We start from the raw sequence: 12,990 nt of genomic DNA on the forward strand, positions 1-12,990 counted from the left end.
GCTCATTTGCGTTTTGACTTATACCCAACTTTGCACGCACGCAATGCTAACAGAGCCATAAGGGGTCGTCATCCGCAACGTAAAATGCTAGTCCGCAAAAATACTGTTAGCAGGATAGCCATGTTCACCATCAGCCGCATTGAAACCATGACACAGGAGATCAAGAAGAGCCGTTTTCTGGCTATTGCCGCTCCTGTGGCGAACGAACAGGCGGCAAAGGATTTCCTGACTGAATATTCCGATCTGTCTGCGACGCATAATTGCTGGGCATGGCGCATGGGACAGAATTATCGCTTCAGCGATGATGGTGAGCCGAGTGGCACGGCAGGCAAGCCTATTTTGCAAGCGATAGACGGTCAGCAGCTTGATAATATTGTGGTGGTTGTCACACGCTGGTTTGGCGGTATTCTGCTGGGCAGTGGCGGGTTAATGCGCGCTTATGGTGGCACGGCGGCCATGTGTCTTCGGCAGGCTGTGAAGACCGAAGTCATCCCCGTAATTGGTTTTGCGCTGGCGTGTGATTTTTCTGATCATGCGCTTATAAAAGCGCGCCTGACGGCTGTTGAGAATGTGACGATTGCGAACGAGAACTTCACCGCAACCGGCGTCGAAATAACGGGTGCGATGCCGCTTGCCGCACAAGATGATCTGGCGCGTCTGGTGAGCGACATCACTCGCGGTAAAACCGTGATAAAGTTTGACGACTGATCAGGAAAGCTGCGATTTCCGCAGCGCTTCTGCTGAATAATGTTTACGTTTGTCTTCATACATCAAAAGATCAGCGCGCTTCGCAACCGTTTCCAGTTTTTCACCCGGCATACTGGTGGCGGCACCCATCGAAAGCTCGATTTTAAGCTGCGAATAATACTGGTTGTTGATATCGACCAGCCGGCGAATATCTTCCATCACCGCGTCCGCGCCGCGTTCATCAACATATGGCAGCACAACCGCAAATTCATCGCCACCGATACGGGCAGCATGGCCGGGAAGTTTTACGGCTTCGTTGAGCACTTCACCGATACGGCGCAGCAAACCATCGCCGCTGGCGTGCCCCAGCTGGTCATTGGCTGCCTTGAGGCCGTTGAGGTCAATGATGATGATTGAGACTGGGGGCTGTCCCTTGCGCTCAAGACGATTGAGTTCATCGACATAGAAAGCGCGGTTGTGCAGCTTGGTCAGCACATCATGTTTGCCAAGATATTCGAGATAGGCTTCTGCCTTTTTGCGCGCGGTAATATCAGCCAAGGCGACTTGAACCAGCGACCAGTCTTTTTCGTGTCCGGGGAGCACTGAAAACTGCAAGAGTAAATGCCGCTCGCTTCCATCAAGTGCATAGTTGACGACCTCGCGGCGCTGAAACAGAACGCCATTCCAAAGGTCGATGAGTTGCTCGCGGAAATTCGTTTCCATATCGCCTTTGAAAACATTTTGCAGGTTCTGCAACAAGGTAGCTTTGTCGGGCGCCAGAAACAGTTCGAGTGTTTCGCGATTGATATCAAGGACGCGGATTTCGCTCATGCACTGACGCACAAATTCAGGATGCACATCCGTAAAAATGCGAAAATCGACAATGCCGCGCTCGCGAATATCGTCCATCATCTGTTTGATACGGCTGAAATCTTCAACCCAGAGCGAAACAGGGGAATGCTCAAACAGGCCTTCCGCGTGCTGCTTATGCTTATTTTGCTCGCGCCGCGCTTCTTCGCGTGCTGTCACGTCTTCGATAGACAACAGAACACGCTCCCAGCTTTCTTCATGGCCGGGGAGAACCACGCCCTTAAGCTGAATATCGAGACGCTTGCCACCGAGAGAATAGTTTATGGTATCGCTCATAAAGGCGTTGTCACCATTCCAGAGCTGAACCATTTCTTCGATATGCGGATCAACCATATCGTCGCGGAACACACGCTCCAGATTTTCCTTCAGATGGTGGATGTCGCGTGCTTCATAAAGCGATAACGTTTTGCGATTGACCTTGAGCACACGGATCTGGCTTGTGCAGATGCGCAAGCGGCCGAGATCTTCTTTGAGGAAGGCTCTTAAATCTGTCACGCCGAGCTTGCGCCATTGCTCAAATTGCTTCCGCAGGCCGCTATAGTCTTCAAGCCACAGGGAAATTGGCGCGAGTTCAAAGACATTGGCACCGTCATTTAAGGCAGATTCAATATTCATCGTTCGGTTCTAAACCTGAGGCGTTGTTGCATTATTCGCAGACCAGATTGGCAGATAATGATTGCCTTATATTATGCGGTTAAAAGATAAACCAGCATTTATCTATAGAAGCGTGTTATTAACCTAATTTTGTAGCGATTGATTAAAGTCCAATCTGGTAGAGACCGTTCGTCAATAACAATTTTCGATTGAGTCTCGTCTGAAGCCTTTGAAAGCGGTATGGATGCGATGATTTCAGGGGGCAAAATATGGATAAACCGCTAAAAAGCCGGGATGTCCCGCTAGCGGTAGATCTGGATGGCACACTCGTTGCGACAGATTTGCTATGGGAGAGTGTCTTTGTTCTTCTTAAGAAAAACCCGCTTTTTGTATTTCTGCTGCCAGTCTGGCTGTTGTCAGGCAAGGCCAATCTCAAGCAGCAGATAGCCAGTCGTATTTCTATTGACGCAGCGCTTTTGCCTTACCGGCAGGATTTTCTCGCATATCTGCGTCATGAACATTCGCTGGGTCGCAGGCTGGTGTTGGCAACTGCCGCAGCGCAACCGCTCGCGAAGGTTGTGGCGACTGAGCTTGGGATTTTTGAAAGTGTTTACGCGACAAGTGGGAAAACAAATCTGTCCTCACACCGTAAGGCACAGCTTCTAAGCGAAAAATTTGGCCAGAACGGTTTTGATTATGCCGGTAATGATCGCGCTGATATTGCCGTCTTTGCGGCTGCGCGCAAGGTGATTGTCGTTGCGCCCGACCGTGCTGCCGCACGCTTTCACAAACAAAATGGCGGCCGCCTTTTCAAGGCCGATAAGACAGGCATAAAGCCCTATCTTAAAATGCTGCGTGTTCACCAATGGCTCAAGAATCTGTTGGTTTTTGTGCCCGCATTTCTCAGCCATACCATATTCTATCCAGAGATAATTCTGTCCTCTGTACTCGCTTTCGTTGCGTTCTCAGCGGCAGCCTCTGCGATCTATATTCTCAATGATATTGTAGACCTGCCGCTTGACCGCCAGCATACCAGAAAGCGCTCACGTCCTTTCGCCAGTGGAGCGATCAGTATTCCATTCGGGCTGAAAGTTTCATTGTTGCTGTTAATGATCACGGCCGGACTATGCTTGTTTCTGCCATTGCCTTTCAGCTTGGTTATCGGTCTTTATCTGCTTGCCACAACAGCCTATTCGGTGGCGCTCAAACGTATGTTGCTGATAGACGTGATCTGTTTGGGGGGGCTTTATACGTTGCGTCTTCTTGGCGGCGCAACGGTTACAGAAATTCCTCCGTCATTCTGGCTGATGGCATTCGCTATGTTCTTCTTCCTGTCGCTCGCGCTGGTCAAACGCTATGTCGAGCTGCAGAATTCCACGGTAACTGAAAAAGACCGTATCGCTGGTCGCGGCTATCGCCCGGAAGATTTGGATATTGTCGGCCAAAGCGGGGTTGCTTCTGGTTTTACCGCAGCAGTGGTTTTAGCACTTTATGTCAACAGTGCCGCCGTTCAGCAGCTTTACAACTATCCGTGGCTGATCTGGCCGCTGGTCCCAATCGTGCTTTATATCATCATTCGTGTTTGGATATTGGCGCACCGCAAGGAAATGGATGACGATCCGGTCGTCTTTCTTGCCAATGACTGGCGTAGTCAGCTGGTGATCGCGATTGGCGCGGGCCTGCTGTTTGTGGCCGGGATGCGCTGATGGACCAGTCTTTCGACAGCTTTGGACGCATTCATCGTCATAGGCGAAGCGCAATTGCATTCGACGATGTGTTTTCCAGGCTGGAAGGCCCGCAAAGTCTGCTCGCATTCGGCAATGGACGGTCTTATGGCGACAGCTGCCATAATGACACAGGGCTGCTTGTGCCGATGCGCACGCGTGCGCGGATTGTAAGCTTTGATCCGCATACCGGTGTTCTTGAAGCGGAATCCGGTGTTTTGTTGAGTGAGATTATCGCCGCTGTTGCCAAGCATGGTTATTTTCTACCCGTGACGCCCGGCACGCGCTTTGTAACGCTTGGCGGGGCAATCGCCAATGATGTGCATGGGAAAAACCATCATCTGCGCGGAACATTCGGGAGCCATGTTGAGAGCTTTGAATTGTTGCGTTCTGACGGTGTGCATTACATCTGCTCAAGCGCAGAAAATGCAGAGCTTTTTTCAGCAACGATTGGCGGCATGGGCCTGACAGGGTTGATCCTCAATGCCCGCATCCGGTTGATGCCGGTTGGTTCGCTGGATGTAGAAGAGCGCCTGACACCTTTTAAAAGCCTGCCCGAATATTTCGCGATGGCCGAAGAATCCGACCAGCAAAATGAATATGCGGTTGCCTGGGTGGATCAACTGGCAAGCGGCCGTTCAGAAGGGCGCGGGATTCTGATTACCGGAAATCATGCAGTCAATGGCAAGCGCGTGGTCAATCATAGAGCAGCGCGGCTTGGCGTTCCGTTCGAGATGCCATTTTCGATGCTCAACAAACTGAGTCTCACTGCGTTCAACACACTCTATTTTCATGCAAAACGCCGCAGGCAGGCGCCACATCTTACAGGGTTCGAGGGGTTCTTTTATCCGCTTGATAGCCTGCGCAACTGGAACCGGCTTTACGGTCCGGCAGGACTTTATCAGCATCAAAGTGTGATCCCTCTTCAAGAGGCGGAGCGCGCCATTCCTGCAATGCTTCATGCAAGCAGGGCAGCAGGGCAGGCATCATTTCTTACGGTGTTGAAGCGGTTTGGCGATGCGCATTCTCCGGGGCTGATGTCATTTCCAAAGCCGGGTTATACCCTGACAATGGACTTTCCAAATCGCGGGCAAAAGACGCTTGAATTGCTCACCCTTCTTGACCGTATGACGATAGAAGCCGGTGGTCGTGTCAATCCATACAAAGATCAGCGCATGAGTGCGGAGACATTCAAGGCAGGCTTTCCAGAGTGGCAGCAGCTTGAAGAGATGCGTGACGCGCGTTTCTGCTCCAATTTCTGGCGGCGTACCGCATTGAAAAATTAAACCACGGGACAGACAATGAAATATATCCCATTCATTCTTTTTACGGTCATGACCAATGCGGCAGCACAACTTCTGCTCAAATATGGCATGATGACATTTAGCAATGCCAGCTATACAGCGGATACGCTGATTTATCGGATTTTTCAGATTGTCTTTAATCCGTGGGTTTTCGCTGGCTTGACCATGTTCGTGATTTCGATGGCATCCCATATGTATGTGCTCTCAAAAGTCGATTTGTCTTTCGCATATCCTTTTCTGAGCCTTGCTTATGTTGCGGTCGCAGTTTTCGCGTGGCTTTTGTTCAAGGAAGAACTGGGTGCCTACAAAATTGCAGGCATCGCTTTCATCTGCATTGGAACAGTATTGATCGCACAGAGCGGTAAGACGCCGAAGGTCGAACAGAACGCGGCGGTTTATGACCGTTCGTCAGTCTAAATTTAAAAGTCGGGGCAGGATTATGAGACATATTATTTTCGGTGGGGATGGTTTTGTGGGGCGTTATCTCGCTCCTATGCTTCTCGCTGATGGCCATGAAGTGATCGTCGCAGATATCGTGAAAAGCGATCTCGCGCATTATGGCCAAGCAACCTTTGTGCATACGGATGTGACCGACCCGGAAGCCATCCGCAAGCTTGGGCTTCGCGCCGACGATATGGTTTATAATCTTTCGGCCAAAATGCTCTCGCCGCTTCAGGTACGGGCCAAGCGTCACGATTTTTTCTTCCCGGTTAATTATTACGGCACGGAAAACATCATCAAGGCGATGGACGAGGCTGGCGCAAAGCGTCTCGTTCATTTTACCACCGACATGGTTTATGGCCACACTTATGTCTGGCCGCAGAAAGAAGATCACCCATGCAATCCGCTGGGCGAATATGGCTTGTCGAAGCTGAAAACCGAGGAACTGGCTGCGGAATGGCGCAAGCGCGGCATGAATATTTCGCTGTTCCGTCCGCGCCTGATCATCGGACCGGGACGCCTTGGTATTCTGGAAAAGCTGTTTAAGCTGATTGATAATAACCTGCCGGTGCCGATGATTGGCTCAGGCAAAAATCCTTATCAGTTCATTTCTGTGTTTGACTGTGCGTCCGCTTGTTACGCGGCCTTCAAAGCAGGTGTACCGAACGAGGTTTATAACCTTGGATCGCTTAATCCGCCACCGGTGCGCAAATTGCTCGGCGATCTGGTCAAGCACGCCGGCTCGAAATCCATTCTGGTGCCGACACCGGCATGGGCGGTCAAGCGTACGCTGGATTTCCTTGATTGGCTCAACAAGCCTTTGATGGACCCGGAGCAATATTTGATTGCTGATGAAATGTGTATTCTTGACGTTTCAAAGGGCGAGCGCGAACTCGGCTGGGTGCCGCAATATCGCGATGAGGACATGCTGATCGCAGCCTATAGCGAATATCATAAGAAACTCGAATCGAAGGCAGCGTGAGAACAGGCCATGACCAATATTGTAACAACAAATACCACGCCTAAGCCGAAGTTGCTGAGCGTTGAAGACGCCAAGGCGCTTGATCTGCCCCGCATGACAGAGCTTTTCACCGCGCACCTTAATCCGGGGCAGTTGCACTTCATGAAGCTGCTGGGTTTTCATAAGGTGAAAATCGAGCGTGCCGAAGGCATGTATTATTATGATCAGGACGGCCGCAAGATTCTCGATTTTTTCGGCGGTTTCGGTTCGCTGGCATTAGGACACAATCACCCGCGCATTCTCGAAGCGCGTCACAAATTTCAGGAGGAAATGCGGCACGAAATCGCGATCGCTTTCATGTCGCAATATGCAGCAGCCCTCGCTTATGACATTGCCGCTTGCTCGCCGGGCGATCTTGATATGGTGTTTTTAGGCTCGTCCGGTTCTGAAGCCATGGAAGCTGCGGTCAAGGTTGCAGAACGCGCCGCAGGGCCGAAGAAGCCGAAGATCGTCTATGCTGAAAATTCTTTCCACGGCAAGACCAAGGGTGTGTTGTCGATCACTGATGGCGGACTTTATCGCGGTGAGTTCAAGCTGGTTGATAACACCGTTCGCGTGCCATTTGGCGATATTGATGCCATTGAAAATGCCTTCCGGTCCGATCCGGAAATCGGTGTCATTGTTCTTGAAACCGTTCAGGGCGGCGGCGGGATCATTCAGGCCGATGCGGCATTCTGGCAGAAGCTGCGCCAGCTCTGTGATCAGTATGGTGTGGTGTGGGTAGCCGACGAAGTGCAGTGCGGTTTTGGCCGTACTGGCAAGTTCTATGCCTTTGAGCATTACGGCGTCATTCCGGATGTCACAGCGCTCGCCAAGTCGCTGGGTGGCGGCAAGACGGCTATGGCTGCAATGATTGCCAGACGCGACGTCTATATGAAAGCCTATGGCACGCCGAAGACGGCAATGATCCATGCCATGGCAACTTTCGGCGGCATTGGCGAATCCTGCATCACCTCCATTGAGACGATCAATGTGCTTTACGATGAGCATCTGATCGACAACGCGGCTGAAATGGGGGATTATCTGCTGGATCGTCTGAAAGAGCTTCACGAACGCTATCCAACGCTCATCAAGGATGTGCGCGGCAAAGGCATGATGGTGGGGCTTGAGTTCCACGATTTCTCAAAGGCCATGCCAATGGTGTTGCGCCCTGTACTGGCGATGCTGGATGACAAGCTGAAAGGCTCGTTGCCGGGCTTTATCGGCAGTCATCTTTTGCGCGATCATGGGGTGCTGGTGGCTTTCACCGAATATAATCGCAATGTGATCCGGCTTGAGCCGCCATTGATTTGCGGGCGCCAGCATATTGATGATTTTATAGCGGCACTTGATGAAGTTCTTGGACGCGGCATTGTCCGCATTGTCAAAGATTTTGTGAAAGCGCAGATTAAGTAAAGTGAAAAGGCCGGGATTTTACCCGGCCTTTTCTTTGAGAATGCCTGGGCGCACCAGCAAATCCCAACATGCGTTGAGCGGCACCACGTCGCGATCTTTAAGCGCATCCGCATAAATTTCCTGCAAAGCCCAGCGCGATGACGTCATCGGGCATTTGGGACGCAACACGCCGTCGGTTGCTTCCACCGCGGCTTTGGTTTCCGGTGTCATTGCCGGGACGGTGCGAAATGGGTCTGCACCGATCTGGATTTTGCGCGTTGCCTTGCGGTTCAGCAGCCATGGAAACGGATCGGTGAAATCAAGTGCCATCAGCGTGTTCAGATGCAGGCCTGTTTCGGCTTCAAATTGTTTGAAGGCCTTGACGGCTTCATCAACCGAAATGAGCCAGTACATTTGATAATCAAGCTCAGAATACAGCCGCCAGCTTGGCAATTGTCCCTGTTTTCCCAGTGCTTCATAGGGTGCGAAATACGCGGCATAATGTTCTGGAAGTAATCTTGCACGCTCCATGATGTCGGGTTTGGTTGACACCTGACGCATGTTTTTAAGCTCAGTTACCGGTGGCTGAATATAAGTTGGTGCCACGGCAATCGTGCGCAAAGTTCTATACGTTACCGTGCTGAAAGCCGGTATGACGCAAAAGGCAGAAAGCGCGATGAACGCGATTTTTGCTTTGCTTTGAATAGGTCTGAGACGCTGATAGATCATCAGCAAAACGGGCCATATGAAAATGAATTCCTGACTGCCGGTGTTTTGTGTTTCCAGAATGGTGCCGCCCAGAAGGACAATGGCAATCCAAACGGAACTGCGATCGAAAAACCGGCGAGAGGTTATACCGCGTGTGGTTTCAACCCAGAATAGCACCAGTACCAGTATTGCTGCTGGTAAAATGACATCGAGCTTACCGGAAACAACTGTCAGAAAGCGCGGCAGCAGCGCCCCTTTGTTCAGGGCAAGAAGCTGTCCGACGTCGGCAATATAGGCTGAAATCAAGTGGTGGTTTAATTCGAGCGCCCCCAGAGCGATGAGGGTGACAAATGCTGCAATCAGAATGTTTTTGATTGAAATATGCCCCGCCAGAAGTGCGGTGAGGCAAAAAAGACCGCCGACCAGAAACCCGGTTATTTTTGTCAGAAACAGCGCCAGCATGGCCACTGCACAAATGGCTGCGAGCTTGCGGCCATCAGCAATGAATATCAGTCCGCAGATCAGCACATAAAGCAGTACTGACACCTGTCGGTTATAGATACCAAAGCCATCCAGCCCCGGATAGGACGTATAGGTCTGCACATTGACCGGACAAACCGCGAAAACGAGAAAGGGAATGAGAAGTGCAAAAGCCAGCATGCGGCTTTTTCTGTCCACATCGGCGATGATGATAATCATCAGTGGTGCTGCCACTGCGAGCAACGACCATTGCGCAAGCAGCAGAGTTTGTGCATGCGGGAAAAGCGTTATGCCCCAGGTGAAAAGATAATATCCGAGTGGACCACCAGGCGTGGAAAAATCCACGGACGGGATCTGCCCGGTATTTATACGTTGGGCCGCGTCGAGATAAAGATAAGTATCCCAATACATCGCGCCGATTGGCACTGTCAGTGCGATGCTTAACAAGCCCACCAGCACAAGCAGGACAAGCAGCATCCAGAAGATCGGGCCGCCGAGAAAGCGAGAGCCTCCATCTTCATTATCAGTATATGAAGTCATAAAAATTTTCAAATGATGCCCCCGTTCGGCACAAATCGACCGACTCTGTTTCTTTCTAACCTCTATTGTTTAAAAACTCAAAAACACGCCTTGCGCTTGTGATTTCCGGCAATATGTTGCGCGCTTAGGGCGCGTTTCGATTTCAATGAATCACAGCGCTTATCTTTCGATTGGAGTTGTTTTTTGCAAAGCGTCGATGTTTTGGTGATAGGCGCTGGCGCTGCTGGCATGATGTGCGCGATAGAGGCTGCAAAACGGGGCCGTTCGGTGCTCCTTATTGATCATGCGAAAAAGCCCGGCGACAAAATCCGCATCTCCGGTGGCGGACGCTGCAATTTCACCAATATCCATGCGAGCCCGAAAAATTTTCTGTCGCAAAACCCGCATTTCTGTATTTCTGCCTTAAGTCGCTATACGCAGCGCGATTTTATCAAGATGGTAGAAAGGCATCGCATTGCGTATCACGAAAAGACGCTTGGACAGCTCTTCTGCGATGGGTCAGCAGCGCAGATTATCGCTATGCTGCTTGATGAAATGAAGCAGTATGGCGCTCGTTTGCAGCTCGAAACCTCCATCGAAAAAGTTGAAAAGACTGAGCGCGGTTTTGTGGTCAGGCATTCAGGCGGAAGCGTTGCTGCGCAGTCTCTGGTTATTGCCACCGGTGGAAAATCCATTCCCAAAATGGGAGCGACGGGCTTCGGCTATGACATTGCCAGGCAGTTTGGTCTGCGTCTTGTTGAGACGCGTCCGGGGCTGGTGCCGCTGACTTTTGAGCCGCATTTGCTTGAACGCCTGAAGCCCTTGGCCGGTATTGCTGTTGATGCAGTTGTTTCCTGCAAGAAGACGAAATTCGCTGAAGCCATGCTGTTTACGCATCGCGGTATCAGCGGACCGTCTATTTTGCAGATTTCGTCTTACTGGCGCGAGGGAGACGAAATCGCTATCTCTATGCTGCCAAAGACGGATCTGTTTGACGCCCTGCGCGATCAGCGTTCAAAAAATGGCAAGCAGGCGCTGCAAACGGCACTTTCATTTTTCATCCCCAAAAAGCTGGCGCAGCTTATTGCGGCAGATTTTCCTGCAAACAACCTCGCGGATTTTTCAGACACCGTGCTGCGGCGTGTTGCTGCTGCGGTGAATGACTGGCATGTAAAGCCAGCCGGTTCTGAAGGCTATCGCACCGCGGAAGTGACTTTGGGTGGTGTGGACACGCGCGATCTTGAATCCAAAACCATGGAGGCCAAGGGTGTTTCCGGCCTCTATTTCATTGGTGAGGTGGTCGATGTTACGGGCTGGCTCGGTGGTTACAATTTTCAGTGGGCGTGGTCGTCCGGCTGGTGCGCGGGGCAGGTTGCCTGACACCTTGCCGCGCTCAAGACTTCCCAAGCGCTCAGAGACTGGCGCAGCAGGCCTTAAAATCTTTAAGCGCCACAAGGGTTGAACCAAGCGTCTACGAACCATGCGGACCGATACTTGGGTGAAGAGCGCTGATCCGGTTTATCCATATAGAAAAGCGCCCCCCTGAATTTAATTATTGTTTGGTGGCTATTTAGATATCATCTAAAGTATTGGTTGAGGATGGAGGTTCGTCCGAATGCCGCAAAAAAACTCCCCCCTGGCGCCGTTTCAATATGGAACTTTTCGCGCTTTGTGGTCTGCAACGTTGTTTTCAAATCTTGGCGGCCTCGTGCAAACCGTTGGCGCGGGTTGGATGATGGCAACCATCGCGAACTCTGACGATATGGTTGCGCTGGTTCAGGCTTCCACCACGTTGCCTGTGATGATATTTTCTGTAGCGGCGGGTGCGCTGGCTGACAATTTTGATCGCCGCCGTATTATGCTCACTGCGCAAACCCTGCTGTTGTTCATTTCTGTAGCACTTGCGGCGTTTGCCTATCTTGGCATGCTGACACCGTGGATGTTGCTTGGCTTCACCTTTCTCATTGGATGTGGTGGAGCGTTGCATAACCCATCATGGCAGGCGTCGATGGGCGATATTGTTCCGAGAGCGGATTTGCCAGCGGCTGTGGCTCTCAATTCCATGAGCTTTAACCTGATGCGCAGCATTGGACCGGCAATTGGTGGTGCGATTGTCGCAATCGCTGGCGCAGCCTTTGCCTTCATTTTCAATGCCTTTAGTTATTGCGCGCTTATTCTGGCGCTCTGGCGCTGGCAACCGCAGATAACCAAATCGACTTTGCCGCGCGAAACACTGGGGCCTGCAATGGTTGCCGGTCTGCGCTATGTGGCTATGTCGCCAAGCCTTCTAAAGGTTATGTTTCGTGGCTTTTTGTTTGGCCTGTCGGCGATTGTTATTCTGGCCCTTTTGCCACTTGTGGCGCGGGATCTTGTTGACGGTACAGCGCTCACATATGGTATTATGCTTGGCTTTTTTGGCATCGGTGCCATTGGCGGCGCGCTTTCAAGCGCCCGGTTGCGCGAATATCTTGGCAATGAGTGGCTCGTACGCGCTGCCTTTACCACTTTTGCAATCAGCTGTGTCTTGCTGTCGCTCAGCCGCAGCATTTGGCTGAGTTGTATTTTCCTGTTCCCTGCTGGCCTGTCCTGGGTGCTCGCGCTTTCGCTTTTCAATGTGACTGTGCAGCTTTCCACGCCACGATGGGTGGTGGGACGTGCATTGGCATTTTATCAAACAGCCACTTTTGGCGGCATGGCGGCAGGGAGCTGGCTCTGGGGTTCCGTGGCGGACGGTTTTGGGGTGCCATTTGCGCTGATGGTTGCGGCAGGTGTGTTGCTGTTTGGCGCGTTGATCGGCATTCTTCTGCCGCAGCCGGATTTTGAATCGCTTAATCTCGACCCGCTCAATCGTTTCAGTGAGCCGAAATTGCGCCTGGATTTGCGTTCGCGCAGCGGTCCGATCATGATCATGGTTGATTATAAGATCGCACAGGAAGATGTCCGGGCATTTCTTGAGGCAATGGCGTTGCGGCGCCGTATCCGCATTCGCGATGGTGCGCGGCAATGGGCGCTGCTGCGTGATTTGGAAAATCCGGAAATATGGACCGAGAGCTATCATGTTCCGACATGGGTCGAATATGTGCGTCATAATCAACGGCGCACACAATCGGATGCGGAAGTGTCAGAAAGACTGCTTGCTCTTCACAAGGGCGCAACGCCGCCTCTCGTGCATCGCATGATTGAGCGACAAACAGTCTCTGTTCACGATGATATGCCGCTGAAAGCTCATCTCGATTTGACGTAAGATCAAAGGGTATCGCTGTTTCTG

At 51.5% G+C, this 12,990-nt stretch carries 10 protein-coding genes; 8 read left to right on the forward strand and 2 right to left on the reverse strand.

The genetic code is table 11. The features are described 5' to 3' along the window. The first annotated feature begins 120 nt into the window (after positions 1–120). Positions 121–708, forward strand: a complete 588-nt coding sequence (locus OPR82_RS12525) for an IMPACT family protein (protein ID WP_265985136.1) — start codon at positions 121–123, stop codon at positions 706–708. Here the strand turns inward: OPR82_RS12525 and OPR82_RS12530 are convergent, their stop codons facing one another. Continuing rightward, complete coding sequence (locus OPR82_RS12530) at positions 709–2,172, reverse strand: sensor domain-containing diguanylate cyclase (RefSeq protein ID WP_265985137.1); 1,464 nt, start codon at positions 2,170–2,172, stop codon at positions 709–711. Between the two features lie 248 nt (positions 2,173–2,420). Here OPR82_RS12530 and OPR82_RS12535 point away from each other — a divergent pair, with 248 nt between their 5' ends. Genes OPR82_RS12535 through OPR82_RS12555 form a run of 5 tightly spaced genes read left to right on the forward strand, consistent with a single transcriptional unit; the run spans position 2,421 to position 8,036 of the window. Then, positions 2,421–3,857 carry a UbiA family prenyltransferase gene (locus OPR82_RS12535; protein ID WP_265985138.1) on the forward strand — a complete coding sequence of 479 codons (1,437 nt, stop codon included), beginning with the start codon at positions 2,421–2,423 and terminating at the stop codon, positions 3,855–3,857. Beyond that, positions 3,857–5,161: an FAD-binding oxidoreductase gene (locus OPR82_RS12540; protein WP_265985139.1), complete on the forward strand. Its 1,305-nt coding sequence runs from the start codon at positions 3,857–3,859 to the stop codon at positions 5,159–5,161. Before OPR82_RS12535 ends, OPR82_RS12540 begins: the two co-directional genes overlap by 1 nt. Before the next feature lie 15 nt (positions 5,162–5,176). Continuing rightward, positions 5,177–5,596, forward strand: a complete 420-nt coding sequence (locus tag OPR82_RS12545; RefSeq protein WP_265985140.1) for an EamA family transporter — start codon at positions 5,177–5,179, stop codon at positions 5,594–5,596. A 22-nt stretch (positions 5,597–5,618) separates the two neighbouring features. Then, positions 5,619–6,602 (forward strand): NAD-dependent epimerase/dehydratase family protein, encoded by a 984-nt coding sequence (locus OPR82_RS12550; protein WP_265985141.1) that lies wholly within the window; start codon positions 5,619–5,621, stop codon positions 6,600–6,602. A gap of 9 nt (positions 6,603–6,611) precedes the next feature. Then, positions 6,612–8,036: an aspartate aminotransferase family protein gene (locus tag OPR82_RS12555; RefSeq protein ID WP_265985142.1), complete on the forward strand. Its 1,425-nt coding sequence runs from the start codon at positions 6,612–6,614 to the stop codon at positions 8,034–8,036. Positions 8,037–8,054: 18 nt separating this feature from the next. Here OPR82_RS12555 and OPR82_RS12560 read toward each other — a convergent pair whose 3' ends face one another. Beyond that, positions 8,055–9,743: a hypothetical protein gene (locus tag OPR82_RS12560; RefSeq protein WP_407673258.1), complete on the reverse strand. Its 1,689-nt coding sequence runs from the start codon at positions 9,741–9,743 to the stop codon at positions 8,055–8,057. A 183-nt stretch (positions 9,744–9,926) separates the two neighbouring features. On the opposite strand from OPR82_RS12560, the gene OPR82_RS12565 reads away from it, so the two are divergent. Further along, positions 9,927–11,102, forward strand: a complete 1,176-nt coding sequence (locus OPR82_RS12565) for a BaiN/RdsA family NAD(P)/FAD-dependent oxidoreductase (protein WP_265985143.1) — start codon at positions 9,927–9,929, stop codon at positions 11,100–11,102. Between the two features lie 235 nt (positions 11,103–11,337). Then, positions 11,338–12,966: an MFS transporter gene (locus OPR82_RS12570; RefSeq protein WP_265985144.1), complete on the forward strand. Its 1,629-nt coding sequence runs from the start codon at positions 11,338–11,340 to the stop codon at positions 12,964–12,966. The last annotated feature ends 24 nt before the right edge of the window (positions 12,967–12,990 follow it).

This window comes from Ochrobactrum chromiisoli (assembly GCF_026241335.1).
In the GTDB taxonomy this organism is placed as follows: Bacteria; Pseudomonadota; Alphaproteobacteria; order Rhizobiales; family Rhizobiaceae; genus Brucella; species Brucella chromiisoli.

Bases quoted from the DNA above. Each gene is read 5' to 3' on its own strand.
- OPR82_RS12525 (WP_265985136.1), top strand. From the start codon at position 121: ATGTTCACCATCAGCCGCATTGAAACCATGACACAGGAGATCAAGAAG.
- OPR82_RS12530 (WP_265985137.1), bottom strand. From the start codon at position 2,172: ATGAATATTGAATCTGCCTTAAATGACGGTGCCAATGTCTTTGAACTC.
- OPR82_RS12535 (WP_265985138.1), top strand. From the start codon at position 2,421: ATGGATAAACCGCTAAAAAGCCGGGATGTCCCGCTAGCGGTAGATCTG.
- OPR82_RS12540 (WP_265985139.1), top strand. From the start codon at position 3,857: ATGGACCAGTCTTTCGACAGCTTTGGACGCATTCATCGTCATAGGCGA.
- OPR82_RS12545 (WP_265985140.1), top strand. From the start codon at position 5,177: ATGAAATATATCCCATTCATTCTTTTTACGGTCATGACCAATGCGGCA.
- OPR82_RS12550 (WP_265985141.1), top strand. From the start codon at position 5,619: ATGAGACATATTATTTTCGGTGGGGATGGTTTTGTGGGGCGTTATCTC.
- OPR82_RS12555 (WP_265985142.1), top strand. From the start codon at position 6,612: ATGACCAATATTGTAACAACAAATACCACGCCTAAGCCGAAGTTGCTG.
- OPR82_RS12560 (WP_407673258.1), bottom strand. From the start codon at position 9,743: ATGACTTCATATACTGATAATGAAGATGGAGGCTCTCGCTTTCTCGGC.
- OPR82_RS12570 (WP_265985144.1), top strand. From the start codon at position 11,338: ATGCCGCAAAAAAACTCCCCCCTGGCGCCGTTTCAATATGGAACTTTT.